The following is a 26,706-nucleotide window of genomic DNA, read 5'->3' as shown; positions in this document are numbered from 1 at the left end:
TTATGCGCCGTGTATTGCTGCTTTCATTGTTGCTCATCAGCAGCCTCGCCCGTGCTGAGCTTGCGGAGACCGACTGGCTTGAATTGATGCCCGAGTCGGATCAGAAAGCCCTTGAGCTGATGCCTGAAATTGATCACAACTCCCCCGAGGCCATGGGCACTTTTACTGCCAAGGGCGGCCTTAAGCAGAGCAAGGGCTTGCCTGCGGTGATGTATTCAAGCAAGACCGTGCCCGCAATGAATGGCAAACAGATCCGTCTGGGTGGTTACCCCGTGCCGCTGGAATCCGATGCCAAGGGCAACAGCACGCTGTTTTTCCTCGTGCCTTATCCAGGTGCCTGCATCCACGTGCCGCCACCGCCACCTAACCAACTGGTGCTGGTTCGTTACCCCAAGGGCCTGAAGATCGACGATATCTACACGCCGCTGTGGGTCAACGGCACGCTGAAAGTGGAGAAGGTCACCAATGACCTGGCTGACGCGGCATATGCAATAGACGCGGCCCAAGTGAAAGTAGTCGAAGAAAGCGATCTCTGATCTTCCTGAACGTTGACTGGTGCTGACAGTCCGATATTCAAGGATTGTCATGGAGCGTCATGTCTCATGAAAGGACCCATTGCGCTGCTGGCCTGCCTGGGCCTGATTTGGCCGCTGGCGTCAGCTGCTCAAGCGCCGCTACGAATCACTCAGATGCAACGTTGCGGCGACATACTGGCGACTGCTGAGCAACAGTGGTGCCTGCATGTCAGCGGGCTGGGAAATCAACGTCCCACCGTCTGGCTCGGTGATAAGGCTTTGGCGCCTGAAGCAGTGCAGCTCAAGGGTGAGTCTGTGCAGGTACGCGTGAACAAGCGCGATCACGTAAGCGCTTCAGTATGGCTGGAACTGGCGGACCGACGCAGCAACCCCGTATGGCTGTCGGTGAGCAATAGCCACATAGTTGCGGCGCGGTCTGACGAAGTAGCCAGGAATATGGATGGTCTGGTCACCTACGTGGATCTGATCAGCCTACTGATCGAGGAACAGCACGACGGATTGATCGAGGCGCGTCGTCTGGCTGAAAAATATGGTGCCAAGGTCGTAGGCGCCATCCCTGCGCTCAATACCTACCAATTGCGTATACCCGCACGTGACCTTATCCAGCGTGATGCCCTGTTGTTGCGCATGGGCAGCGAAGCCAGCGTTGATGCTGTCATTGTCGAAGAATCGGCTCCGGAACGTGGTGAAGAGACTGCCGTCGACAACACCCGTCCACCTACGGCGGGCAAAGAGTGGGCCGCCAATCGGTTCATGGATGCGGTGTACTACTACCGCAAACGCATTCCGGCAGTGAAGGCTCCAATCAAGGTGCAGCAAGTGCGAGTGGGTATCATCGAGCGGGATGTGGATTTCGATTCACCGGACTTCGCTGCTTATCGGGGGGGCTGTAAAGCAGGTGCTGGGAAGATGTGCGTGTTTGCCCGTGATTCGAGCAAACCGGATAACCACGGCTCAAGCGTTGCCGGCATCATTGCGGCGGCTTGGCAGGCCGGAGGTAATCGTGGGTTCCTATCGGGCTTGGACGCTGCCAGCCCTGGCTTCGAGGTGATCGTCGAGCGCAGCTCTGATGCGGGCATCACCGCCAACATTGCCGCTTCGGTGAATCTGGTCGAAGACGGGGTGCGGGTGCTCAATTGGAGTTGGGGAGTACATCGTGTCGGGACCAGGAGCATCGAGGGGGACGAAATCGATTCATTGGTGCGCTCCGGGCTGGCTATCGGTGGTTACGAAGAACTTCTCGAAGAATTTTTCCTGTGGCTGCGAGCCGAGCATCCGGATGTCATTGTGGTCAATTCGGCAGGTAACGGTTCATCCAGGTCCGATGACGACGAGTATCGCCTACCGTCTTCATTGGTGGCCGATCAGCTTCTGGTGGTCGGTGCTCATCAGCGTAGCGGGCAGGACGTGAGGCGAGATGACCCGGATTACGTGATTAAGCGCGGCAGTTCAAATATTGGAAGGCGTGTTGATATTAGCGCTGCAGCCTGTGTTCATGCCTCTACAGCAGAAATGGGCAAGCCTGGCACGGTGCATTGCGGTACCTCGTTCGCGACGCCTTTGGTGACGGCTGTTGTAGCAGCCATGCTGTCGATCGATCCGGCACTTACTCCGCAACAAGTACGCATGCTATTGCGGCGTAGCGCAATGACTTTGGGGCCGCGGCAAGACTTCGAGGCCATGGATGGCGAAGATCTCACCGCGCCCATTCTACCGTCCGAGCGTGACAGTCAGCTGGACCATGCTGACTTGGGACGCTCGGCACGACTGGACATGCAAAAGGCGCTTGAACTGACCATACAAGGCAGCGGTAGAGTGCGCTGAGGTTATTGTCCTAGAGCGGTTCGCTGCTGATGCACAGGCTCAGGGAATGTGTTGCTCCCGGTGCGAGTGTCACAATGTCGTCCCACACATTGGCGGTCTCGATACATAGCATGCGTTGCCAGCCATCGTTGGCCATGTCAGCCAGTTCCGCAGCGCGGTCAGTCCAGGGGTTCCAGATCACCGCCGAGCGCGAACCGCTGCTGGTCAAGGTAATGCGCCGGTGCCATGCCGGATCGACAATGTGCAGTTGCTCAGGGCTCTGCAAATAGATGCGGTCGGTTTCACCGGCAAAACCTAGCGTGCCTTGTTGTGTGCGTTGTTGCCAATCCGCCAGGGTTTCGATGTAGCTCAGGTCGTCAACGCCTTCGACCAGTACCTGGCGCACATCGCTGACGGCAAAGTAGCTATGCAGTGCCTGGCTGAGGGTGACTGGAGCGTTGTCCAGGTTATAGCTGGAGAGGGTGACGGTCAGTTGCTCGCCCATGACGATGGCCAACGTGAGCTCGACGTTGTGCGGCCAGTCGGGAAGATCGCCCTGAGTGGCTGGCAATGTGAATTCGACACGAACACTTTCGCCACTGCTGTCGATACCGAGCAGTTGCCAGTCGCGACCACGAACCAAGCCATGAGCTGGCCCCTCCTCGGCACCATACATGGCTTGCACCGTAGCAGGGTTGCGCTTGAGATTGCCAAACCAGGGCCAGCATACCGGTACTCCGGCACGCACAGATTTGCCCTGTTTGAAAATGGCTTGTTCGCTGAGCCACAGCAAAGGCGGCTCACCGAGCCGCTGATAGCTCAGAACTTGCGCGCCCTGCTGGGCGACCAGCAGTTCGGCATGGCTGCTGGTGATACGCCAGCAGTTAAGCTCGCCATGCTGTTCGGATTCGACCTTGGGTGTGGACATGCGCTTGATCTCATTGGTTTGCCGTACGGTTTTGGACCGTTTGCATTCCGTCGAGTTTACCGCGCAGCCGTGTCAGCGACGAGGAGGAACCGAGCGAGTGCGGCCGCTGCCATCGATGGCGACAAACACGAAGACCGCTTCGGTAACCTTGCGCCATTCACTGGACAGCGGATCGTCGCTCCACACCTCGACCATCATCTGGATCGAGCTACGGCCGATTTCCAGGGTCTGGGTATAGAAAGACAATTGTGCACCCACGGCCACAGGTACCAGGAAGGCCATGCGGTCGATAGCCACGGTTGCTACCCGGCCACCAGCGACTCGGCTGGCCATGGCCGTGCCGGCCAAGTCCATTTGCGCGACTAGCCAGCCGCCGAATATATCGCCAAAACCATTGGTTTCACGCGGTAGTGCGGTGATCTGCAAGGCCAGGTCGCCTTGCGGGATAGGATCTTCTTGTTCGAGTTCAATCATGCCGGGGGTGCCTCTGACCCGTGACGCTTCGTTGGTTGGCGCTAACACAGACGCCTCGAAAAACGATTCAGCACAACCATAATACGCTGCTTTCGCTTTGCCAGGCGGCGAAGGGAAACTCTGCGAAACCGACTAAGCACATCTAGCTGCGTTTTCGCACAACATCCTTCATGACATCCAACCCTTCTACAGGCGGCCAGTATATAGAGCCGACAGCGCAGCGACGACCGTGCAGTCATTAAACTTGTATTGAATTTGTACTGCTATGTGCTTTTTCCAGCAATTTGCTATGGTTCGATGCTTCCCAGGCCGAAAGCCGCGTCGTAGCTGGCCTGAACATAAGAAAGACCTATAAGAGATATCCATGACCTCCGTGCCCGGTAGTATCGCGCAGCCTTCGAGGCCGCTCACCCGCAGTGACTATAAGACCCTGTCGCTTTCCGCTTTGGGCGGGGCACTGGAGTTCTACGATTTCATCATTTTCGTATTCTTCGCCACCGTCGTCGGCCAGTTGTTCTTTCCTGCCGACATGCCGGATTGGCTGCGCTTGATGCAAACGTTTGGCATTTTTGCCGCCGGCTACTTGGCGCGCCCGCTGGGCGGCATTGTCATGGCCCACTTTGGCGACCTGCTGGGGCGCAAGAAAATGTTCACGTTGAGCATTTTCATGATGGCCGTACCCACGCTGATCATGGGTCTGCTGCCAACGTATGCGCAGATAGGTGTGATGGCGCCGTTCCTGCTTTTGCTGATGCGGGTGATCCAAGGTGCGGCGATTGGCGGTGAAGTGCCAGGCGCGTGGGTATTTGTGTCCGAACATGTGCCGGCACGTAATACAGGTTATGCCTGCGGCACGCTGACCGCTGGGCTAACGGCCGGGATCCTCCTTGGCTCCCTGGTGGCAACCCTGATCAACACGATTTACACCACCGAGGAAGTAGCGGACTACGCCTGGCGTATTCCATTCCTGCTGGGTGGTGTGTTCGGATTGTTCGCGGTCTACCTGCGTCGTTGGCTACATGAAACCCCCGTCTTTGCCGAAATGCAGGCACGCAAGGCACTGGCTGAGGAAGTACCGCTGCGGGCAGTGTTGCGTGATCACCGAGGCGCCATTGTTCTTTCGATGTTGCTGACCTGGTTGTTATCAGCCGGCATTGTCGTGGTCATCCTGATGACGCCTGCGTTGCTGCAGAGCCTTTATCACATCACCCCGCTCGATTCGCTGAAGGCTAACAGCATGGCGATTGTCTTGCTCAGCCTGGGCTGCATAGGTACCGGTGCGCTGGCTGACCGTATAGGGGCTGGACGGGTATTCGTCGTCGGTAGTCTGATGTTGCTGGCGTCCTCCTGGACCTTCTATCACACCCTGCCAACCCATTCAGAATGGATGTTCCCGCTGTACGCCTTGACTGGGCTGTGTGTGGGCATCGTGGGTGCGGTTCCGTATGTCATGGTCAAGGCTTTCCCGCCTGCGGTACGTTTCAGTGGCCTGTCTTTTTCCTACAACATGGCCTACGCGATCTTCGGCGGCCTGACGCCGATGGTGGTAACGGCGTTGCTCAAATTCAGCCCTATGGCTCCGGCCTACTATGTGGCCGGTATCTGCGCCATCGGTCTGCTGGTTGGCATCTATCTGCTGACCAAAAAACGCTGAAGCCGTTCTAACACAGCTCTCGCAACATTTTGAAAGGCCATCATCGATCTCCGGTGATGGCCTTTCATCTAATTGTCACATTCCATTCATAGAGTGTTCATACGGCCTGCAGATACTTGGGCCCGATCCATCTCACCCCAATTCCTGCTAGGAGCAAGGCATGAAACTGAAGCGTTTGATGGCGGCCCTGACTTTCGTCGCCGCTGGCGTTGCCACCGCCAATGCGGTTGCCGCTGTTGACCCTGCTATTCCGACCTACACCAAGACCACTGGTGTGTCGGGCAACCTCTCCAGCGTCGGTTCCGATACCCTGGCGAACCTTATGACCCTGTGGGCTGAGGCCTACAAGAAGGAATACCCGAACGTAAATATTCAGATCCAGGCTGCTGGTTCCTCGACTGCGCCACCTGCGCTGACTGAAGGCACCGCCAACCTCGGCCCGATGAGCCGTAAAATGAAGGACGTCGAGCTGCAGGCGTTCGAACAGAAGTATGGCTACAAGCCAACTGCTATTCCGGTTGCTGTCGACGCACTGGCTGTATTCGTCCACAAGGACAATCCGATCAAAGGCCTGACCATGGCCCAGGTCGATGCGATCTTCTCGTCGACCCGCCTGTGCGGTGCTAAAGCTGACGTTAAAACCTGGGGTGACCTGGGTGTGACCGGCGACCTCGCCAACAAGCCAGTGCAACTATTCGGTCGTAACTCGGTATCCGGCACCTACGGCTACTTCAAGGAAGAAGCCCTGTGCAAAGGCGACTTCAAGCCTAACGTCAACGAACAACCGGGCTCGGCTTCGGTGGTGCAGTCGATCAGCAGCTCGCTGAACGGTATCGGTTACTCGGGTATCGGTTACAAGACTGCCAGCGTCAAGACTGTGCCTCTGGCCAAGAAAGACGGCGGCGCATTCGTTGAAGACAACGAAGCCAACGCTCTGAACGGCACCTACCCGCTGTCGCGCTTCCTCTACGTCTACGTAAACAAAGCGCCGAACAAGCCTCTGGCCCCGCTGGAAGCCGAGTTCGTCAAACTGGTTCTGTCGCAGGCAGGCCAGCAGGTGGTAGTGAAAGACGGTTACATCCCACTGCCTGCCAAAGTGGCTGAAAAAGCCCTGGCGGACCTGGGTCTGAACCACGCCGCCAAAGGCGTCGCAGCAAACTAAGAGTGAGCTAGGCGGGGTCTGGGAATGACCAGATCCCGCTGCAAATTGCGAGTCCGTTGCCAGCATCCCTGAGCGGCGGGCTTTTTTGCGTCACTGCACTGTCATGTTTTTGTAATACGGGACCGCTAGGGTGTGCGCATGAATGATCTGGCCAACTCCACCATGACCCAAAATTCTCCCCCCGTGCGGATTGATTTCAATACGCCCGAATTGCAACGCAAGCGCCGTATGCGCGCGTTCAAGGATCGCCTGACTCGCTGGTATGTACTGGTGGGCGGGCTTGCCGTGCTGGCAGCGATCACCTTGATCTTCTTTTACTTGGCCTATGTGGTCGTGCCCCTGTTCCAGGGCGCCACACTGACCAGCAAGAAGGCGCTGGAGCCTACCTGGTTGAGCCAGGATGCCGGCAAGCCGCTGATGATCGCTCTGGAAGAGCAAAACCTGGTCGGCATGCGTGTGTCCGACAAGGGCCAGGCGCTGTTCTTCGACACCAAGACCGGTGCCGAGCTCAAGCGCGTAGAGCTGCCTCTGCCTGCTGGCACCCAGGTGACCTCGATCGGTAACGATCAGCCGGGTAATCCGCTGGTGGTGCTGGGCTTGTCCAATGGACAGGCGTTGGCATTCAGCCACAGCTACAAGATCACCTACCCGGACAACAAGAAAACCATCACCCCCGCTATCGACTATCCCTATGGCCAGGAGCCGTTTGTACTCGATGAGCAGGGCCGTGCGCTGGAACACGTGAGCCTCAATGTGAACGGCGAAACCCTGGTGGTTGCCGGTTCCACCGGGGCGCACTTGCAAGTGGTATCGCTGAGCCGCGAAGAAAACATGATGACTGGCGAAGTCACCAGCGAGCAGAACCGTATCGACCTGCCGCAGATGACCGAGCCGGTCAAGGCGATCTTCATCGATCCGCGCCAGCAGTGGCTGTATGTGATCAATGGGCGGGCTCAGGCGGACGTATTCAGCCTGCGGGACAAGAGCCTCAATGGCCGTTACAAGCTGCTTGATGACGGTGATGCCGAAGTTACCGCCAGCGCTCAGTTGGTGGGCGGTATCTCTTTGATCATCGGCGACTCCAAAGGTGGTCTGGCCCAATGGTTCATGGCCCGTGATCCCGATGGCGAGCAGCGCTTCAAGCGTATTCGCGAGTTCCAGATGGGCAAGGCGCCGATCGTGCAGATCGATGCCGAAGAGCGTCGTAAGGGTTTCGTGGCCCTGGATGCCAGCGGTGAACTCGGCGTGTTCCACAGCACTGCGCACCGTACCCTGTTGGTTGAGCCGGTAGCTGAAGGTGCGGGTATTCTCGCGCTGTCGCCTCGGGCCAACCGCATCATTATCGAAGAAGGCGGCAAGCTGCTGCCACTGTCGTTGAAGAACCCGCACCCGGAAGTCTCCTGGAGCGCGTTGTGGAGCAAGGTCTGGTACGAGAACTATGACGAGCCGAAGTATGTCTGGCAGTCGACCGCCTCGAACACCGACTTTGAACCCAAGCTGAGCCTTTCGCCGCTGACCTTCGGTACGTTGAAGGCTGCGTTCTACGCCATGATCCTGGCCGCTCCGCTGGCCATCGCGGCCGCTATCTACACGGCCTACTTCATGGCCCCGGGCATGCGCCGCAAGGTCAAGCCGGTAATCGAGCTGATGGAGGCGATGCCGACGGTTATTCTCGGTTTCTTCGCTGGTCTGTTCCTGGCGCCTTACCTGGAAGGACACCTGCCGGGCGTGTTCAGTCTGTTCCTGCTGATGCCGATTGGCATTCTGGTCGCAGGTTTCAGTTGGAGCCGCTTGCCTGAGTCGATCCGCCTGCGGGTCCCGGATGGTTGGGAAGCTGCGATTCTGATCCCGGTGATTCTGCTCACTGGTTGGTTCGCCTTGTACATGAGCCCGCTGCTGGAGACCTGGTTCTTCGGGGGGGACATGCGCCTGTGGATCACCAATGACCTGGGTATCACCTACGACCAGCGCAACGCCTTGGTAGTGGGTATCGCCATGGGCTTTGCGGTCATTCCAAACATTTATTCGATCGCTGAAGACGCCGTGTTCAGTGTGCCGCGCAGTCTGACCCTGGGCTCGCTGGCATTGGGTGCGACGCCATGGCAGACCCTGACCCGTGTGGTCATTCTCACCGCCAGCCCGGGTATCTTCTCAGCGCTGATGATCGGTATGGGCCGCGCTGTTGGTGAAACCATGATCGTGCTGATGGCTACCGGCAACACGCCGGTCATGGAAATGAACCTGTTTGAAGGTATGCGTACCCTGGCGGCCAACGTTGCGGTCGAGATGCCGGAGTCGGAAGTTGGTGGCAGTCACTATCGTGTGCTGTTCCTCGCCGCGCTGGTGTTGTTGATGTTCACCTTCGTGATGAACACCTTGGCCGAGCTGATTCGCCAGCGTCTGCGCAAGAAATACTCGTCGCTTTGATAGAAAGGTAGAGATCCGTGAAAAAGGATTCCCTCAAAAGCTGGTTCAAGAGCGGCGCCCCTGGCGTCTGGGTCAGCGGTGGCGCGGTCGCCATCGCGGTGATCATGACCATCGGTCTGCTCTCCGTGATCGCCGTGCGCGGCCTGGGCCACTTCTGGCCGGCCGACCTGATCCAGGCAACCTATAAGGTCCCGGGTCAGCCTGACCATGTAGTGGTCGGTGAAGTCGTACAGAAAGAAGAAGTGCCTCTGGCGCGTTTGAAAGGAGCTGGCTTGCCGGTTCCTGAAAATGGCCCGGAGTTCATGACGCGTGAGTTGATCAAGGTCGGTAACCGCGACCTCAATGGCAGTGACTTCACCTGGGTAGTAGGCGATTGGCTGACTGACCAGAAGACACCAGCGGAGCTGATTGCCCTTGAGCGACGCGAGTGGGGTAACTTTTACGGTTATCTGGTGAGCGTCAAGGAAAACGGCAAGGTCGTCGCCGAAGGCCAGGCTGCCTGGTCTGAACTGCAGACGCGCCTGAAGCGTGCCGATAAGCTGGCGGGCGAGCTGCAAAAGCTTGAGAAGAAGGACATTGGTGCCATTAACTACGGCCTTGAGCGCTTGCGTTTGCACGCTCGCAAGCTGGAACTAAATGGCAAGCTCGATGCCGCCGCCCAGGCAGACATGGACGCCGAACGCGCCGAGCTGAACAACCGCTACAAAGCGATTGAAGAGCGTTTGGGCAGCCTGCATCAGGACTTCGGTCGCGACAGCTTGGTCGTCAAAGACGGCAATGGTCGTGAAATCGAGATCAGCCTGGACAAGGTGGTTCACGCCTACCAGCCGAACGCCATGGGCAGCTTCACCAAGCTCGGTGTGTACTTCGCCAAGGTCTGGGAATTCCTCAGTGACGACCCGCGTGAAGCCAACACTGAAGGCGGGATCTTCCCGGCTATCTTCGGTACGGTGATGATGACCCTGATTATGGCCGTGATCGTCACGCCCTTTGGTGTGCTGGCTGCGGTCTACCTGCGGGAATACGCTCGCCAGGGTCCGGTAACTCGCCTGATCCGTATTGCAGTGAACAACCTGGCTGGCGTACCGGCAATTGTCTACGGTGTGTTCGGCCTGGGCTTCTTCGTCTATGTATTGGGTGGCTCGCTCGACCGTTTGTTCTTCCCTGAAGCATTGCCAGCCCCAACGCTGGGGACTCCAGGCCTGCTCTGGGCCTCGCTGACCCTGGCCTTGCTGGCGGTGCCGGTGGTAATCGTGGCCACTGAAGAAGGCTTGGCGCGTATCCCTCGCACAGTGCGCGAAGGCTCGCTGGCGCTCGGTGCGACCAAGGCCGAGACCCTGTGGAAGATCGTGCTACCCATGGCCAGCCCGGCGATGATGACCGGGATGATTCTCGCCGTGGCGCGTGCTGCCGGTGAGGTGGCGCCGCTGATGCTGGTGGGTGTAGTGAAGCTGGCGCCATCGTTGCCAGTCGACGGTAACTACCCGTATCTGCACCTGGACCAGAAGATCATGCACCTGGGCTTCCACATTTATGACGTTGGCTTCCAGAGTCCTAACGTCGAGGCCGCGCGGCCGTTGGTGTACGCCACCGCGTTGCTGCTGGTGCTGGTCATCGCCACGCTCAACCTTTCGGCGGTATGGATTCGTAACCACCTGCGCGAGAAGTACAAGGCGCTGGATAGCTGATTGAAAGTCTTTAGCCATGAGCGGCAAGCTTCACGCCGCTTTTGCACAAACTTGCAGCGTGCAGCTTGAAGTCTGCTGCTACAAATGGAGTGAAACCATGCAACATGAAACCCATGCTCACGGTATCGATATGTCGGCCCTGGGCCGCACCAAGCAGAGCCTGCAATTGGCGGACGAAACCGTTGCCATCGAAGTGCCTGGCCTGAACCTGTTCTACGGTGACAAGCAAGCGCTGTTCGACGTTGGTATGAACATCCCAAAACAGCGCGTGACTGCGTTCATCGGGCCGTCCGGCTGTGGTAAATCCACGTTGTTGCGTACCTTCAACCGCATGAACGACCTGGTTGACGGTTGCCGCGTTGAAGGTGAAATCAACCTGTACGGCAACAACATCTACCGCAAGGGCGAAGACGTAGCTGAATTGCGCCGCCGCGTCGGTATGGTGTTTCAGAAGCCTAACCCGTTCCCCAAGACCATCTATGAAAACGTGGTCTATGGCCTGCGTATCCAGGGCATCAACAAGAAACGCGTGCTTGACGAGGCTGTGGAGTGGGCGCTCAAGGGCGCAGCGCTGTGGGATGAGGTCAAGGACCGCCTGCACGAGTCGGCACTGGGCTTGTCCGGTGGTCAGCAGCAGCGTCTGGTAATTGCCCGCACCATTGCCGTTGAACCTGAAGTACTGTTGCTCGACGAACCTTGCTCGGCACTCGACCCGATTTCGACGCTGAAGGTCGAAGAGCTGATCTACGAGCTGAAGTCCAAGTACACCATCGTCATCGTTACCCATAACATGCAGCAGGCGGCACGGGTTTCCGACTACACCGCGTTCATGTACATGGGCAAGTTGATCGAGTTTGGTGATACCGACACGCTGTTCACCAACCCGGCGAAGAAGCAGACCGAAGACTACATTACCGGCCGTTATGGCTAGTTTGCGGCGAACAGACAACGGTGCCCGGTATTACACGTATGACTTGAAGCTTGCAGGTTGAAGCTTGCAGCTTTTTCGCGGAGCCAAAGCATGATCAGTAAAGACAGCCTTACCCACCATATCTCCCAGCAGTTCAATGCCGAGCTCGAAGAGGTGCGCAGCCACCTCCTGGCAATGGGGGGCCTGGTCGAGAAGCAGGTCAATGACGCAGTAACCGCGCTGATCGAGGCCGACTCGGGCCTGGCTCAGCAGGTGCGTGAAGTCGATGAACAGATCAACCAGATGGAGCGCAACATCGACGAAGAGTGCGTGCGAATTCTCGCCCGTCGCCAGCCGGCTGCTTCCGATCTGCGCCTGATCATCAGTATCTCCAAATCGGTCATCGACCTGGAGCGTATCGGTGACGAGTCGACCAAGATTGCCCGCCGCGCCATTCAGTTGTGTGAAGAGGGTGAGTCGCCCCGTGGTTACGTTGAAGTTCGTCACATTGGTGACCAGGTGCGCAACATGGTGCGTGATGCGTTGGATGCGTTCGCCCGTTTCGACGCCGACCTGGCGCTGTCGGTTGCTCAGTACGACAAGACCATCGATCGCGAGTACAAGACCGCGTTGCGTGAGCTGGTTACCTACATGATGGAAGACCCGCGCTCGATTTCGCGGGTACTCAGCGTGATCTGGGCCCTGCGTTCGCTTGAGCGGATCGGCGACCATGCACGCAACATTGCCGAGCTGGTGATTTACCTGGTGCGTGGTACCGACGTACGTCACCTGGGTCTGAAGCGGATGAAAGAAGAGGTCGAGGGCGGTAGCGAAAAGGCTAATGTTCCAGCCGAAGCTGACGATAAGTAAGACTGCCCCGAGAAGAACGCCCGGCCCTGGCCGGGCGTTTTCGTTTGTGGGGCGTGCACCTAAAGGCAGCCGCGAACCCAACCACGAGTCCCGGCGTGAGCCAATTTTTGGCAAATGGCCATCAGTCAGCGTTATGCTAGTCGGGATTCAATAGGAGTGGCGATGAGTAAAGTCAGTGTGTTGGTTGTGGATGATGCGCCGTTCATTCGCGATCTGGTGAAGAAGTGCCTGCGCAACTATTTCCCGGGAATTGTCATCGAAGACGCAGTCAACGGTCGCAAGGCCCAGACATTGCTGTCGCGCCAAGCCTTTGACCTGGTCCTGTGCGACTGGGAAATGCCAGAAATGTCCGGCCTGGAATTGTTGACCTGGTGTCGCCAGCAAGAGTCGCTGAAGGCACTGCCGTTCATCATGGTGACCAGCCGTGGCGACAAGGAAAACGTGGTGCAGGCGATTCAGGCTGGTGTGTCCGACTTCGTCGGCAAGCCGTTCACCAACGAGCAACTGCTGACCAAAGTGAAGAAGGCCCTGACCAAGGTCGGTAAGCTCGATACGTTGCTGGCCAGTGCCCCGACCCGCGCTACTTCCGCCTTTGCCAACGACTCGTTGAGCGCACTGACCGGTGGACGTGCCGAATCAGTGAAAGCCTCGGCGCCGGTTGCGCCGGTGGTGGCTGCCCAGCCGCTCGTCAGTGCCCCTAGACCGACCGCCGCCGCACCTGCTGGTCGTGGTCAGGGTCAACTGCGCTTGCCTAGCGGGGTGCAGCCCTGCGTGATCAAAGCGCTGAGCCTCAAGGAGGCGTTGCTGGTGGTGCGCCGGGGTGAAACCCTGCCACAGGTACTCGAAGGCGCCGTACTCGACCTGGAGCAGGGCGAGAACGCCGAGATTGCCCGACTCAATGGTTATTTGCACGCTGTTGCGGCGTTGGAGCCCAAGCCGGACAGCGATTGGTTGCAGCTGACTTTCAAATTCGTTGATCAGGATGCGCAGAAACTCGATTACCTCTCGCGGCTGATCGCTCGCGGTACAGCGCAGAAGCACTTCGTTCCAGGCGCCTAATCATACCGCCGATCGCCAGGCTGATAGGTGGATGTCGATCAGTACACCACTCGTCTCCTGGCACGGCGCTGAAACACTCTCGCCATTCCTCTGCTGAAATTCGCTGCTAGGCTTCGACAGATATCAACTGTCATAAAGCCACTAGTCATGCCTGCACGCTCGCTACTGTTTTGTGCCTTGCTCGTGGCTTGTGGCCCGGCACTGGCCTCGACGCTCTACAAAAGCACCGATCCCTACGGGGTGGTTTCTTATTCCGATCGTCCGCTAGCGGGCACCAAGGCCTTCGTCTTCGGTGAGCGGATGGTCGAGCAATTGGAAGGCCAGGTGAAACTGCATGCCATCAAGTTCGCTACGGGAGTGAGCTTCAGCGCCCGCAATGACACCTTTGCGCCGGTGGAAGTCGAACTGCGGTTGGAGCGCCTTGGCAATGCCAAGGGTGCTGGTACGCGGCTGGTACGTCGCGTGGTGCCTGCCCGTGCAGCGGTGTTGCTGACAATAGTCAACGCACAGAAACCGGACCAGCCGGTGAGTTATCAAGAGAAGTTCTCCTACGCACTGGGGAATCCTGGGCAGCGTTATCAGGCGTTTCGGTATCCGTTGCCGTGGCGCGGCGGGCCGTTTCATTTAACTCAAGGCCCAAATGGGCGCTACAGTCACTTCGGCCCCAAAGGACGCTATGCGATGGACATCGCGATGCCGGAAGGCACGCCAATCATCGCCTCGCGGGCAGGCATAGTGATCAAGACCGAGAACAGTCAGAGCGGGCGTGGCACTCACCCAGCAGGCAATTACGTGCGGATTCTGCATGACGACGGCACCATGGGCGTCTATCTGCACCTGATGCGTGGTTCTGTGGTGGTGCGGGAGGGCCAGCAAGTGGTGTTCGGGACCGCTCTGGCGAAATCCGGCAACACCGGTAACAGCACGGGCCCGCATCTGCACTTTGTTGTGCAGCGCAACGTCGGGCTCGAGCTTGTATCCATTCCTTACCAGTTCAATCAGCCTGTCGCTGGGTTGCCGAACTTTACTGCCGGCAACCCATAAGGCGACTCAATCGAGTTTGAGTACCTTCGCCAGGACGATTTTCGGGCCTTTCATCTTCTTGATGATGATGCGCAGGCCCTCGACTTCCATCTGCTCTTCTTCTTCAGGGACGCGTTTGAGAGTCTCGTACACCAGGCCGGCAAGGGTTTCGGCCTCGATGTGATCCAGATCCACGCCCAACAGACGCTCGACCTTGAACAACGGCGTGTCGCCACGAACCAGCAACTTGCCTGGCTGGTAGGCGAGGATGCCGCGTTCGGCCTTGCGGTGCTCGTCCTGGATGTCTCCTACCAGCACTTCCAGCACGTCTTCCATGGTCAGGTAGCCGATCACCTTGCCGTCAGCTTCTTCAACCAGGGCAAAGTGCGCTCCGCCCTTGCGGAACTGTTCGAGCAGATGCGACAGCGGCATGTGTCGGGACACGCGCTCCAGCGGTCGGGTCAGCTCGGCGAGATTGAACGACTCGGGGATATGCTCCAGATCGGCCAGCTCCAGCAGCAGATCCTTGATGTGCAACAGGCCGACGAACTCACCGCGCTGGGCGTCGAACACTGGGTAGCGGCTGAACTTGTGCCGACGGAACATCGCCAGGATTTCTTTAAGCGGTGCATGTGCTTCCAGGCAGACCATGTCCTCACGGGAGTTGGCCCAGTCGACCACTTCCAGCTCGCCCATTTCCACCGCAGAAGCCAGAACACGCATGCCCTGGTCGCTAGGGTCCTGGCCGCGGCTGGAGTGCAGGATCAGCTTCAACTCATCGCGGCTGTAGTGATGTTCGTGGTGCGGGCCGGGTTCACCTTGGCCGGCAATACGCAAAATGGCGTTGGCGCTGGCGTTGAGCAGGTAAATAGCCGGGTACATTGCCCAGTAGAACAGATACAGCGGTACTGCAGTCCACAGCGACAACAGCTCGGGTTTGCGAATGGCCCAGGACTTGGGCGCCAGCTCACCCACCACGATGTGCAGGTAAGAGATCACGAAGAAGGCACTGAAGAACGACACGGCCTTGATGACTTCCGGCGACTGCACGCCAATAGCCGCCAGCAAAGGCTCGAGCAAGTGGGCGAAAGCAGGCTCACCGACCCAGCCCAGGCCCAGCGAGGCGAGGGTGATACCCAACTGGCAGGCGGAAAGATAGGCGTCTAACTGGTTGTGTACGGTGCGCAGGATTTGCCCACGCCAGCCATGCTGCACGGCAATCGACTCGACCTTTGTCGAACGCAATTTGACCATGGCGAACTCGGCAGCAACGAAAAATCCGTTGAGCAGTACCAGCAGCAGAGCAAAAAGAATCATGCCGAAATCGGCAAAAAGTGAGGCGAAGCTAATACCAGGGGATGGGTCCATGATGGGGTTTTACGGGGTCCGTCATTTGAAAATAGGAAGAAATGCTGTGCCAGCATTCGCTGGCACAAGTCCGCCAATGTAGCGGGTGAGGGCGCAATTGCCTAGTGGCGAACCTTCAGGCGGACGTGCGCTGGGCAATCTGGGTGGGCGCGAAATGACAGGTAAAGGTGCTGCCATGGCCTGGCACGCTACTGATCTCAAGACGTGCGCGGTGGCGCAAGAGTACGTGCTTGACGATCGCCAGACCAAGACCGGTACCGCCAGTATTTGAGGCTCGACTGGAGTCGACCCGATAAAAACGTTCGGTCAGACGTGGCAGGTGCTTGGCATCAATTCCAATCCCCGAGTCTTGAACGCTCAAGTGCGCTCCGTGTTCGTCAGCCCACCAGCGGATGCGGATCTGCCCTTCATCCTGTGTGTACTTGACGGCATTGAAGACCAGATTGGAGAAGGCGCTGCGCAACTCCGCCTCACTGCCTTTGAGACGGATGCCGGGGGCGGCTTCCAGCGTGATGCGCTGGTTGCGTTGACCCGACAGCGCCTGGGCATCGTTCTTGATCGTTTGCAGTAATGGCTCTACGGCCACTGGCTGGTTGTCGGAGGGGTAGTCCGTGGCCTCAAGCTTGGCCAACAGCAGCAGGTCGTTGAGCAGGGTCTGCATGCGCACGCCTTGTTGCTGCATCTGCTGCAGCGCCCGGACCCAGCGCGGATTCACTTGCTCGACGTTGTCGAGCAAGGTTTCCAGATAGCCGGCAATGACGGTCAACGGCGTGCGTAGCTCATGGGAGACGTTGGCTACGAAGTCCTTACGCATCTGTTCGAGCTGATGGATAAGGGTCACATCGCGAACCAGCATCAGGTGTTCATTGTTGCCATAACGGGTGATATGCAGCTGCACGCGCAGGCGGTCGTTGATCGGTGACGGAATTTCCAGCGGTTCGACGTAGTTCTCCTGTTCGAAGTACTCCTTGAAGCGCGGGTGGCGAACCAGGTTGGTCACCGGTTGACCGCTGTCCTGTGGGGTTTTCAGGCCAAGCAGGGTTTCCGCAGCACGGTTCCACCATTCCAGGTTGCCGTCACTGTCGAGCATGATCACTGCATCCTTGAGGGCCGCGGTGGACTCCTGCACGCGATCGATCACTGCCTGCAGGCGGCCACGCACGCGTTGGTCGCGGCGTTGCAAGTGATAAATGCTGTCGAACACCTCGCCCCACAAGCCGTAGCCATCGGGAGGTGCCTCATCGGGCTTGTGCAGGCGTAGCCACTCGTGCAGGCGTAGCAACTGCTTGAGTGTCCAGCCCAGGTAAAGCGCCAGGCCAAGGGCCAGGCTCCAGCCGTAATAGCCACTGATCAAACCAACCAGCAGGCAGGCGGTAATCAACAGCAACATGTGGCGAATCAGGGTGCCATGCCAGTTCTGGTTCAATTAACGATGCGTCCTTTCCTATACCTTGGCCTGATTATCGATTCAGCTCTTGGTCGAGAAGCGATAACCGGTCCCACGCACGGTTTGTACCAGATTCTCGTAAGCCTCACCCAGTGCCTTGCGCAGACGGCGAATATGCACATCGACGGTGCGCTCTTCGACATAGACATTGCCGCCCCAGACCTGGTCGAGCAATTGGCCACGTGTGTAGGCACGTTCCTGGTGGGTCATGAAAAATTGCAGCAAGCGATATTCGGTCGGCCCCATTTCAGCAGGTTTGCCGTCGATGGTGACCCGGTGACTGATGGGATCGAGCAGCAAGCCGCCGACTTCAATTGGCGCTTCGCCGTCGCTCGGACCTGCACGGCGCAGCACGGCCTTCAAGCGAGCTACCAATTCGCGAGGTGAGAAGGGCTTGGTGATGTAGTCATCAGCGCCCACTTCAAGACCCTGGATCTTGTTGTCTTCCTCACCCTTGGCGGTGAGCATGATGATCGGGATATCGCCGGTCAGCTCGTCGCGCTTGAGGCGTCGGGCCAGCTCGATGCCAGAGGTGCCCGGGAGCATCCAGTCAAGCAGGATAAGGTCCGGTTTACGGTCGACGATGATGGCGTGGGCTTGCTGGGAGTTTTCTGCTTCCAGGCAGTCATAGCCGGCCATCTCCAATGCAACGGCGATCATTTCGCGAATTGGCGCTTCGTCGTCAACGATGAGAATGTTTCTGCCAACCATGCTTAAACCTCTTCCATTTAAGGTGTCTTGGCCCGCATTAGATAACGGAATTATTGCAGTCGTGTGACAAGACGTGGGCGATAGCAGCAACATTCTGTTACTGGGCTAGGCTTACATTCCCTCTCCCGAGAAACATGGTGGATCCAATGACACGACATACGCTGAACTGGATGGCGCTTTTCACTGCAGTGGCACTGGCCTTGCCGGGAATCGCTTCCGCCCATCATGCCATGATGAAAGATGGTGTGATGGTCGACCATGCAGGCATGACGCTTTATACCTTCGACAAGGACTCGGGCGGAAAATCCATGTGCAACGATGAGTGCGCCAAGAACTGGCCGCCGTTGCTGGTCAAAGATGGTGATATGGCCGAAGAGGGGTGGACGCAGATCAAGCGCGATGACGGCTCAATGCAATGGGCTTACAAAGGTAAGCCGGTCTACACCTTCATCAAGGACAAGAAAGGCGGGGATATGACGGGTGATGGCATGAAGGATGTGTGGCATGTGATCAAGTAACCGCGACGTTGATCACGGGGCACGCCCGCTCCCACTGCTGCTCGGGTGGGAGTAGGCTTGCCCTGCGCTGGTCAGAAACTGTAGTCCAGCACAATCCCCACGAATATCAGCAGCCCAGCCCAGTGGTTGTGCAAAAACGCCTTGAAGCAGGACTCGCGGTCGAGGTTGCGCGTCGACCAGAACTCCCAGACAAAGCACAGCAACGCTGCCATCAGGCCCAGATGGAACCAGCCGCCCAATTCGAAGCGCAAGCCAGCCAGCAACAGGCAGCCCAGCGACAGCACCTGCAAGGTCAGGATGATGACTCGATCAGCTTCGCCAAACAGAATGGCAGTGGATTTCACCCCAATCTTCAGATCGTCATCGCGATCGACCATGGCGTAGTAGGTGTCATAACCCACTGTCCACAGCAAGTTGGCAATGTATAGCAGCCAAGCGATGGCCGGCAGCTCGCCGTTAGCGGCGGTGAAGGCCATGGGAATGCCCCAGGAATACGCGGCTCCGAGCACTACTTGTGGATAGTAGGTGTAGCGCTTCATGAACGGATAGCACGCCGCTAGCGCCACGGCGCCGAATGACAGCCACACGGTCTTGGTGTTGGTGCACAGCACCAGCAGGAAGCTTGCGCCCACTAGCACGGCAAACAATACCAGTGCTTCGCGGGCATTGATTCTGCCCGCGGCGAGCGGGCGGTCCGCTGTGCGTTTGACGTGGCCATCGACCTTGCGGTCGGCGAAATCGTTGATAGCGCAACCGGCCGCACGCATCATCACCACACCGAGGGTGAAAATCAGCACGTTGGCCAGGGTTGGCATGCCCTTGGCGGCAATCCACACAGCCGAAAGTGTTGGCCAAAGCAGCAGATAAATGCCGATCGGCCGATCCATGCGGCTGAGTTGGATAAAATCCCAGGCCCTTGGGTGCAGGCGATTGAGCGACTTGAGCAGTTGCAGGTACATCAGCGGATCTCCCCGGCAATCTCGGTAGCCTGCCACAGTGAAGGCAGGAAGACTTCGGCGACCAATATGCTCAGCGCGTCACGGTCGAAGCGTGAGCGCCGTCCCCAGAGCGTGTCGCTGGCGTCGATTGTCGGTAGCCAGGCCTTGGGGTAATGACAAACTTCAATGGCGCGGCGGGTGAAGGCATGGTCGCAGAACAGCAGTTCCCCCAGGGAGCGACTGCCCAACGCTTCCATATCCAGGCCGCCGCTTTCCAGAGCGCTACGTGCGGCGACGCTTCGGGCGAACACCCAGGCCTGGCCGTGGCCTCGCAAATACACTTCGCGTACCCAGCCTTCGCTTTTCGGGGCCAGGCCTAATGCCTGGCACTCGTCATCACGCAGCGGCTGCCATCCTTCATAAAGGGGTGTAACGGAAAAGTGGTCGGCGGATAATCGAGTCAGGCGACGGGTCAGAGATCCTTGATCGAACAACCAGTCCAGAAGCGCGGGCGTTGCGCTGTCTGCTACCTGAGAGTGCTGCAACCATTCTGCAGCGGGCGCTTGCAACGTTTCGTACGACACGATGGTATGGATTAACAGGCCAAAGAGACGGCGAGCTTAGCATGATTGCCCGATCCGGCTTGCATGCTGGCACCTGGCTCCAGTACAAAGCCCTTCCTTAGATGGTCGCCAGTGTAATTTTGTCTAGAGCGGCCACTCCAAAGCCTGAATTCGTTGAGGAAAAGCGTGATGAAAAAGTGGCAGTGTATTGTTTGCGGTCTGATCTACGATGAGGCCGAGGGCTGGCCGGATGACGGCATTGCTCCTGGCACACGCTGGGAAGATGTTCCGCAGGACTGGCTGTGTCCGGACTGTGGCGTAGGCAAGATGGACTTCGAAATGATCGCTATCGGCTGATCATTTTTCAATCAAGACTTGAGGAAAGCATGGCATGACGGCTCCAGTGGTAATTGTCGGAACAGGATTGGCGGGGTACAACCTGGCCCGCGAATTTCGTAAGCTCGACGGCGATTCGCCGCTGCTACTGATTACCGCCGATGATGGCCGTTCCTACTCAAAACCAATGCTTTCCACCGGCTTTGCCAAGAACAAAGACGCAGATGGGTTGAGCATGGCCGAACCCGGAGCCATGGCCGAGCAGCTCAACGCCGAAGTACGCACCCACACCCGTATCAGCGGAATCGACCCAGGTCACAAGCGCCTGTGGATTGGTGAGGAACAGGTTATCTACCGCGACCTGATTCTGGCTTGGGGGGCGCAAACCGTTCAGGTTCCGGTTGAAGGCGATGCCGGTGACGCGATTTTTCCGATCAACGACCTTGAGGACTACGCTCGTTTTCGCGCCGCTGCCGCGGGCAAGCAGCGAGTGTTGATTTTGGGCGCCGGGCTGATCGGCTGTGAGTTTGCCAATGACATGAGCCTGGGAGGCTTCCAGGTGGATTTGGTGGCACCCTGTGAGCAGGTGATGCCGACTCTATTGCATCCGGCTGCCGCAGCCGCCGTGCAAGCTGGCCTGGAAGGGCTGGGGGTGCGCTTGCACCTGGGACCGGTGCTGACCCGGCTGCAGCGGGTTGGCGCCGGCCTTGAGGCGCATCTGTCCGACGGCCAGGTCATCGCGTGCGATCTGGTGGTCTCTGCTGTCGGCTTGCGTCCGCGTATCGATATGGCCGCTGCTGCTGGCTTGCAGGTCAACCGAGGTGTGGTGGTCGACCGACAGTTGCGCACCTCCCATGCCAACATCTACGCCCTGGGCGACTGCGCTGAAGTCGATGGGTTGAATCTGCTTTATGTCATGCCGCTGATGAGTTGCGCGCGCGCCTTGGCGCAAACCTTGGTAGGCAACCCCACCGCGGTTGCCTATGGCCCCATGCCGGTGACGGTGAAAACCCCCGCTTGCCCGTTGGTGGTATCTGTGCCGCCTCATGGTTGTGAAGGGACCTGGCACGTTGAAGGCCAGGGCATCGACCTCAAAGTGCTTTGTCACGATGCTGAGGGCAACCTGCTGGGCTATGCCCTTACGGGCTCGGCAGTCATGGAAAAGCTGGCTCTAAATCGGCAACTTCCAGCGCTTATGGCGTAAACGGCCTGCATTCTGTCGGATTACCCCTGTGTTTGCGTGAACAATGGCCGCCCAGAGACTGGCGCGGCCTCTGACGGCATGCCATTCTCACTTCCGTCTGCCGCAGTTTAGAGCCTGCGGTGCCTTGGGCGCTGCTTGCGAAGAGCAGCACGGCATAAAAACAAAAAACCGTCTAAGAGGCTTCACCTATGCGCAAACCAGAACTCGCCGCAGCTATCGCTGAAAAGGCCGATCTCACCAAAGAGCAAGCCAATCGCGTGCTCAACGCCGTTCTCGAAGAAATCACTGGCGCACTGCACCGCAAAGACAGTGTGACTCTGGTCGGATTTGGCACTTTCCTGCAACGTCACCGCGGTGCTCGCACTGGCAAAAACCCGCAAACCGGTGAGCCTGTCAAAATCAAAGCCAGCAATACCGTTGCGTTCAAGCCAGGCAAGTCCCTGAAGGACAGCGTCAATCCTTGATGCCTCGCATGGATTGATTGCATTGGAAGACGGGTACCCGCGCGGTGCCCGTTTTCATTACCGCTGTCAGACAGCGGACCACGTCCAAGGAGGGACGCAAGATGTTGCGCTGCACGACCTCGAACGCCAGGGGTGCCCTATGATCCGGCGCCGTCTTCTGCTCAATTTCGCTCTGCACACCTTGGCATGTGTGCTCTTTGTACTGCTCAACGATTACGCGGTCAGCTACTACAAACAGAATTTTGGCGGTTTCACCGCCCGCGGCGTGGCTGCTGGTATGGTCGCCTGGGGGGCCTGGTATTTGCTGATGATCTTCAGCATTCCTATCGCCATGATCATGCGCTTGCGTGTTCGTATCTTGCTGACGCTGGCCCAGGCTGCGTTGATCCTCTATTGGTTGATGCCCGAGCACCCGGTACGCGCGCTGTTTTATGCCAGCCTAAATGGCAGCCTGACCTTGATGGCGGTGCTATTAAGCGAGGGCATCGGGCGGCGTTTGAAGCCCTTTGTCAGCACTCAGGCGCAGGCTAGAATTGCCGGGTTGTGATCAGGATTGGCCCTGTTACAAAGCAAATTACCTTGATCTTCGCGAAATGAGTAGCAAAGTATGGTGTTTTTATAGCGAGACTATAAACTGCTTCGCCAGTCACTTTTTAGCCGAGGCGCGCAAATGAAGTTTCGCTTTCTCCTTTGGGCCATGGGGCTGTTGATGGCCAAGGCCAGCCGCAAGAACCCTGCGTTCCAGCAACAATTGGCCGACAAGGACCTGGTGTTCCAGCTGCAGACGCTGGATGGCAAGGTTGCACGTCACTTCATCGTCAAAGACATGCGTATCGGCAGTCGCTCGGGCACTCATCCCCAGCCGGCGTTTGCCATTGCCTTCAAAGATTCGGCCTACGGCTTTGCCACCTTGCAAGCGAAGAACAAGCAATTGGCATTCATGCAGGGGATTCAGGAAAAAAACATCCAGATCAAGGGCAACCCGGCGCTGGTCATCTGGTTCCAGGGGCTTATGAAGTACCTGAAGCCGAAGAAAAAGGCCTGACCCCGCAGGGACAGGCCACAGGCTTAGTGGTGATTGAATTGCGAGGCCAGCTCGCGCAACAGCGCTTCGGCCTCCAGTACTTTGTTCACCACATCTGCCGCTTTTTCGCGGGATATGTTCAGGCGTTCCAGCAATTCGTCCGGGATTGATTCATCCGGGCCCGAACCTATGCCGCGAGTGCGCAACAGGCGTACAGCCAGGCACACCAGGTTCGGGAACGCGGCATGGTCGCCGGCGTAGTACGGGTCGTGCTGAAAGCGTAGTGCCGTGGACAGCTCTTCGGGCATATCCCAATAACGCATCAGCCAGGCGCCAATCTGCTCGCGGCTGATGCCTAGCAGGTGCTGTTCGACATAGCTGTGGCACAGGTGCGGGTTGACCTCCAGATGGCGGCAGATCAGCGAGAAGTGCGGCGGAAACACATGCGCCAGCAGCAGGTAGCCGAAGTTGTGCAGCAGCCCGGCCAGGTAGGTCAGCCCGGCTTCCGGGCGCTCGGCACGGGGCATGGCACGGGTCAGCCCTTCAATCACGGCAGCGGTGTAGATCGACTGTTGCCAGTAGGGCGTGGTGTCCTGTGGGTGATCCTTGGGCAGGCTCAGGGTTTTGCCCAGCGCGAGTCCCAGTGCCAGGTTGATCACCAGATCAAAGCCCAGCACACGGACGATAGCGTCCTCCACTGAACGAATCTTGCCCGGAGAGGCGTAGTAAGGCGAAGCAGCCCAACTGACCACTTGCGCAGCCAGCGCCGGGTCCGTTTCGACGACGCCGGTAATATCGTCGATGGTGGCGTTGGGATCGACGCGTAGCTTGATGATCTTCTGCGCGGTTTCAGCCAGAGGCGGAATTTCGATGGTGCTTTCCAGGCGTTGCTGGATACGGCGCGCGGTGAAGGCCTGGACCGCCTGAGTGATCTCGTCGCGATCATCGATCGGACGATCGAGGTTCGGACGAATACTGCTCAGGGGCTCACCAAAGCTGCCGGCACTGGCTTTGCTGAGCATCTTCTTGAAATCGTCACGTTCGATCTCCAGCAACAACCCTGCTTCGCCGGAATGAATCAGCAACTTTTCTGGCTTGAGCAGGCTCTCCTCGTAGAGGCAAGGTGAGCTGGTAAGCGCAGGAATGCCAGGCAGGAGCTTCAGGCCGTGCTTGTCGAGCATCAGCTTGAGGCGGTCCAGGGGCACGGCAGCAAGCTTGCGACCAGTCAGCTCGGTCAGGCGGTTGAGGTCCAGCAACTGATTTTGCGCAAACAACACCATCAGCGCGCCCACGGCGTCGTCGAGCAGGACAGCCTGTACCTTGCGCTCTGGCAGCAGGTTTGGATGGTCCAGCACTTCACCATAGGCGATGCCAAGCTTTTCCAGCAGCAGCCGGATAACAGGCGGAGCGTGGGGGATTGCGGTGTCCAGGGCAACTTCAGTCATGGCCTGCATCCAGAAATTTTATAATCGCAAGAGTATAACCAGCTTGTGTCGCAAGATGGATCCATTCTGAGACGGACGTCACACTTGTCCGTACTGCTGCCCATGTCGCAGCCAACGCTCGAGCAACGGGCTGACATGACCTGGCCAGCGCGCCAGCAGCGTCTGCGCAGCGTCTCTCACTGCGGGTAACAGGTCTGCGTCACGCATCAGGTCGGCGACCTTGAACTGCAACAGGCCAGTCTGACGAGTGCCAAGCATTTCCCCAGGCCCACGCAGCTCCAGGTCTTTCTCGGCAATGATGAAGCCGTCATTGGTTTCACGCATGATGCCCAGACGCTCGCGCCCGATCTGTGAAAGCGGCGGATGGTAAAGCAGGACACAATGGCTTACTGCACTGCCTCGACCCACCCGGCCGCGCAACTGGTGGAGTTGCGCAAGACCAAGACGCTCCGGGTTTTCGATGATCATCAAACTGGCATTGGGAACATCCACCCCGACCTCGATCACCGTGGTGGCGACCAGCAATTGCAGGTTGCCCTGTTTGAACTCGGCCATGATCGCGGCTTTCTCCGCAGGTTTCAGACGCCCGTGGATCAAGCCGACGCGTAATTCACCCAAAGCACTGCCTAGCTCCTCGAAGGTTGTTTCGGCAGCCTGGCAGGTTAGCTCTTCAGACTCTTCGATCAGGGTGCACACCCAATAGGCCTGACGCCCTTCAGCGCAGGCAGCACGTACCCGCTCGACCACTTCGAAACGTCGACTGTCAGCAACCAGTACGGTATTGACCGGTGTGCGCCCGGGCGGCAACTCATCGAGAATAGAGGTATCCAGATCGGCATAGGCGCTCATTGCCAAGGTGCGCGGGATAGGTGTAGCCGTCATGATCAACTGATGAGGGCACAACTGACCGCCTACGCCTTTTTGTCGCAGGGCCAGGCGCTGTTGAACACCGAAGCGGTGCTGTTCATCGATGATCGCCAGGGCCAGGTTCTTGAACTTCACCTCTTCCTGAAACAGCGCATGAGTGCCCACCACCATTGGCGCGCCTCCGGCAATTTGCTCCAGAGCGCTGGCGCGGGCTTTGCCCTTGAGTTTGCCAGCCAGCCAGGCGACTTCGATGCCAAGTGGCTCAAGCCAGCGCTTGAAAGTAATGAAGTGCTGCTCGGCGAGAATCTCGGTGGGCGCCATCAATGCCACTTGATAGCCGGCCTCGAGCGCCTGCAGGGCTGCCAGCGCAGCCACTACGGTCTTGCCCGCGCCCACATCACCCTGGACCAGGCGCAGCATCGGTTCCGGCTGGCTAAGGTCGTAGGCAATCTCGTTGCCGACCCGTTGCTGGGCGCCAGTGGGTGCGAAGCCGAGATTGGCCAGGTACTGCGCGGGCAAGTGGGTGGCTTTGGGCAGCGCCGGAGCGCGTTGAGCGCGCAGGCTCTCGCGCAACCGTTGTTGGGACAACTGATGGGTCAACAGCTCTTCGAACGCCAGGCGGTGCTGGGCCCAATGCTGGCCTTCGGCAAGTTCATCGACATCGGCATCGGCGGGTGGATGATGCAGATAGCGGATCGCATCGTCCAAGGGTGCCAGTTGGTAGTCACGCGCCAGTTCTGGCGGGAGCCAGTCTGGCAGGCTGCGTGGGCCGAGCATGGCCAGGCTCTGCTGGCACAGCTGGCGCAGCCGTTGCTGGGTCAGGCCTTCGGTGGTTGGGTAGATCGGCGTCAGGGTTTGCTCCACCGGAGCAGGCTCGTCGCCGGTCAGGGCGCGGTACTCAGGGTGGTAGATTTCCAGTCCCGATGCGCCAGGGCGGGCTTCACCGTAGCAGCGCAGGTGCGTACCCCGTTTGAGGCCTTCTTTCTGCGCATTGCTGAAGTGGTAGAAGCGCAGGCTCAGCACGCCGGTTCCGTCACCCAGGCGAACCAGTAGGCTGCGGCGCTTGCCCATCACCACATCCGTGCCGCTGACGACACCCTCGATCACCGCATCCTGACCAGGACGCAGGGCGCCAATCGGGACCACACGGGTGCGGTCCTGATAGCGCAACGGCAAGTGAAAAAGTACGTCCTGAAGGTTTTCCAGTCCGACCTTGGCCAGCTTTTCAGCCATGGCTTCGCCGACACCCTTGAGTGCGGTTACCGAAACCTGAGACAACTCCGGCAT

Annotated in this window: 25 protein-coding genes; 16 read left to right on the top strand and 9 right to left on the bottom strand. The window is 58.4% G+C overall.

Annotated features, from left to right (window positions below):
* The first annotated feature begins 2 nt into the window (after positions 1-2).
* Together D3Z90_RS26295 and D3Z90_RS26290 are read left to right on the top strand one after the other, a co-directional pair.
* Positions 3-536: a DUF3299 domain-containing protein gene (locus tag D3Z90_RS26295; RefSeq protein WP_136478781.1), complete on the top strand. Its 534-nt coding sequence runs from the start codon at positions 3-5 to the stop codon at positions 534-536.
* 66 nt (positions 537-602) lie between these two features.
* A complete protein-coding gene (locus D3Z90_RS26290; protein ID WP_136478780.1) occupies positions 603-2,360 on the top strand; it encodes a S8/S53 family peptidase in 1,758 nt (585 codons plus the stop codon).
* Between the two features lie 10 nt (positions 2,361-2,370).
* Here D3Z90_RS26290 and D3Z90_RS26285 read toward each other — a convergent pair whose 3' ends face one another.
* Positions 2,371-3,267, bottom strand: coding sequence for a D-hexose-6-phosphate mutarotase (locus D3Z90_RS26285; protein WP_136478779.1), 897 nt, complete (start codon positions 3,265-3,267; stop codon positions 2,371-2,373).
* 72 nt (positions 3,268-3,339) lie between these two features.
* Positions 3,340-3,741, bottom strand: coding sequence for an acyl-CoA thioesterase (locus D3Z90_RS26280; protein ID WP_009402429.1), 402 nt, complete (start codon positions 3,739-3,741; stop codon positions 3,340-3,342).
* Positions 3,742-4,105: 364 nt separating this feature from the next.
* On the opposite strand from D3Z90_RS26280, the gene D3Z90_RS26275 reads away from it, so the two are divergent.
* The 8 genes from D3Z90_RS26275 to D3Z90_RS26240 all read left to right on the top strand — a co-directional run bounded on the left by D3Z90_RS26275 (position 4,106) and on the right by D3Z90_RS26240 (position 14,555).
* Positions 4,106-5,395: an MFS transporter gene (locus D3Z90_RS26275; protein WP_136478778.1), complete on the top strand. Its 1,290-nt coding sequence runs from the start codon at positions 4,106-4,108 to the stop codon at positions 5,393-5,395.
* 160 nt (positions 5,396-5,555) lie between these two features.
* Positions 5,556-6,557: a phosphate ABC transporter substrate-binding protein PstS gene (locus D3Z90_RS26270; protein WP_136478777.1), complete on the top strand. Its 1,002-nt coding sequence runs from the start codon at positions 5,556-5,558 to the stop codon at positions 6,555-6,557.
* 138 nt (positions 6,558-6,695) lie between these two features.
* The gene (locus D3Z90_RS26265; protein WP_136478776.1) at positions 6,696-8,984 is read left to right on the top strand and encodes an ABC transporter permease subunit; all 2,289 of its coding nucleotides are present in this window, start codon (positions 6,696-6,698) and stop codon (positions 8,982-8,984) included.
* Positions 8,985-9,001: 17 nt separating this feature from the next.
* On the top strand, positions 9,002-10,672 hold the full coding sequence (pstA, locus tag D3Z90_RS26260; protein WP_136478775.1) for a phosphate ABC transporter permease PstA: 1,671 nt from the start codon (positions 9,002-9,004) through the stop codon (positions 10,670-10,672).
* 97 nt (positions 10,673-10,769) lie between these two features.
* Positions 10,770-11,603 (top strand): phosphate ABC transporter ATP-binding protein PstB, encoded by an 834-nt coding sequence (pstB, locus tag D3Z90_RS26255; protein WP_136478774.1) that lies wholly within the window; start codon positions 10,770-10,772, stop codon positions 11,601-11,603.
* Positions 11,604-11,693: 90 nt separating this feature from the next.
* A complete protein-coding gene (gene phoU / locus D3Z90_RS26250; protein WP_136478773.1) occupies positions 11,694-12,452 on the top strand; it encodes a phosphate signaling complex protein PhoU in 759 nt (252 codons plus the stop codon).
* A gap of 162 nt (positions 12,453-12,614) precedes the next feature.
* Complete coding sequence (locus tag D3Z90_RS26245) at positions 12,615-13,511, top strand: response regulator (protein WP_136478772.1); 897 nt, start codon at positions 12,615-12,617, stop codon at positions 13,509-13,511.
* Between the two features lie 147 nt (positions 13,512-13,658).
* A complete protein-coding gene (locus D3Z90_RS26240) occupies positions 13,659-14,555 on the top strand; it encodes a peptidoglycan DD-metalloendopeptidase family protein (RefSeq protein WP_136478771.1) in 897 nt (298 codons plus the stop codon).
* Between the two features lie 6 nt (positions 14,556-14,561).
* Here D3Z90_RS26240 and D3Z90_RS26235 read toward each other — a convergent pair whose 3' ends face one another.
* From D3Z90_RS26235 to phoB, 3 genes are all read right to left on the bottom strand, one after another.
* On the bottom strand, positions 14,562-15,902 hold the full coding sequence (locus D3Z90_RS26235; protein ID WP_136478770.1) for a hemolysin family protein: 1,341 nt from the start codon (positions 15,900-15,902) through the stop codon (positions 14,562-14,564).
* Positions 15,903-16,017: 115 nt separating this feature from the next.
* Positions 16,018-17,328, bottom strand: coding sequence for a phosphate regulon sensor histidine kinase PhoR (gene phoR / locus D3Z90_RS26230; RefSeq protein WP_136478769.1), 1,311 nt, complete (start codon positions 17,326-17,328; stop codon positions 16,018-16,020).
* A gap of 42 nt (positions 17,329-17,370) precedes the next feature.
* Complete coding sequence (phoB, locus tag D3Z90_RS26225; protein ID WP_028942483.1) at positions 17,371-18,060, bottom strand: phosphate regulon transcriptional regulator PhoB; 690 nt, start codon at positions 18,058-18,060, stop codon at positions 17,371-17,373.
* A 146-nt stretch (positions 18,061-18,206) separates the two neighbouring features.
* Here phoB and D3Z90_RS26220 point away from each other — a divergent pair, with 146 nt between their 5' ends.
* Positions 18,207-18,578, top strand: coding sequence for a hypothetical protein (locus D3Z90_RS26220; RefSeq protein WP_136478768.1), 372 nt, complete (start codon positions 18,207-18,209; stop codon positions 18,576-18,578).
* Positions 18,579-18,649: 71 nt separating this feature from the next.
* Here D3Z90_RS26220 and ubiA read toward each other — a convergent pair whose 3' ends face one another.
* Both ubiA and D3Z90_RS26210 read right to left on the bottom strand, forming a co-directional pair.
* Positions 18,650-19,537, bottom strand: a complete 888-nt coding sequence (gene ubiA / locus D3Z90_RS26215; RefSeq protein WP_136478767.1) for a 4-hydroxybenzoate octaprenyltransferase — start codon at positions 19,535-19,537, stop codon at positions 18,650-18,652.
* Positions 19,537-20,100 (bottom strand): chorismate lyase, encoded by a 564-nt coding sequence (locus D3Z90_RS26210; protein ID WP_136478766.1) that lies wholly within the window; start codon positions 20,098-20,100, stop codon positions 19,537-19,539. The genes ubiA and D3Z90_RS26210 overlap by 1 nt, the downstream gene beginning before the upstream one ends.
* A gap of 168 nt (positions 20,101-20,268) precedes the next feature.
* Here D3Z90_RS26210 and D3Z90_RS26205 point away from each other — a divergent pair, with 168 nt between their 5' ends.
* The 5 genes from D3Z90_RS26205 to D3Z90_RS26185 all read left to right on the top strand — a co-directional run bounded on the left by D3Z90_RS26205 (position 20,269) and on the right by D3Z90_RS26185 (position 23,128).
* Positions 20,269-20,436 (top strand): rubredoxin, encoded by a 168-nt coding sequence (locus D3Z90_RS26205; RefSeq protein WP_136478765.1) that lies wholly within the window; start codon positions 20,269-20,271, stop codon positions 20,434-20,436.
* A 34-nt stretch (positions 20,437-20,470) separates the two neighbouring features.
* Positions 20,471-21,619 carry an NAD(P)/FAD-dependent oxidoreductase gene (locus tag D3Z90_RS26200; protein ID WP_136478764.1) on the top strand — a complete coding sequence of 383 codons (1,149 nt, stop codon included), beginning with the start codon at positions 20,471-20,473 and terminating at the stop codon, positions 21,617-21,619.
* A 188-nt stretch (positions 21,620-21,807) separates the two neighbouring features.
* Positions 21,808-22,083, top strand: coding sequence for an HU family DNA-binding protein (locus tag D3Z90_RS26195; RefSeq protein WP_003213368.1), 276 nt, complete (start codon positions 21,808-21,810; stop codon positions 22,081-22,083).
* Positions 22,084-22,222: 139 nt separating this feature from the next.
* A complete protein-coding gene (locus D3Z90_RS26190; protein WP_136478763.1) occupies positions 22,223-22,630 on the top strand; it encodes a hypothetical protein in 408 nt (135 codons plus the stop codon).
* 123 nt (positions 22,631-22,753) lie between these two features.
* Complete coding sequence (locus D3Z90_RS26185) at positions 22,754-23,128, top strand: helicase (protein ID WP_136478762.1); 375 nt, start codon at positions 22,754-22,756, stop codon at positions 23,126-23,128.
* A gap of 23 nt (positions 23,129-23,151) precedes the next feature.
* Here D3Z90_RS26185 and D3Z90_RS26180 read toward each other — a convergent pair whose 3' ends face one another.
* On the bottom strand, positions 23,152-24,552 hold the full coding sequence (locus tag D3Z90_RS26180) for an aminoacyl-tRNA deacylase and HDOD domain-containing protein (protein ID WP_136478761.1): 1,401 nt from the start codon (positions 24,550-24,552) through the stop codon (positions 23,152-23,154).
* Between the two features lie 78 nt (positions 24,553-24,630).
* Positions 24,631-26,706, bottom strand: coding sequence for an ATP-dependent DNA helicase RecG (gene recG / locus D3Z90_RS26175; RefSeq protein ID WP_136478760.1), 2,076 nt, complete (start codon positions 26,704-26,706; stop codon positions 24,631-24,633).

The sequence above is a fragment of the Pseudomonas sp. DG56-2 genome, assembly GCF_004803755.1.
Taxonomy (GTDB): domain Bacteria; phylum Pseudomonadota; class Gammaproteobacteria; order Pseudomonadales; family Pseudomonadaceae; genus Aquipseudomonas; species Aquipseudomonas auratipiscis.
The sequence above is the reverse complement of the archived record's forward strand: the minus strand, read 5'-3'. Positions and strand labels throughout refer to the sequence as shown.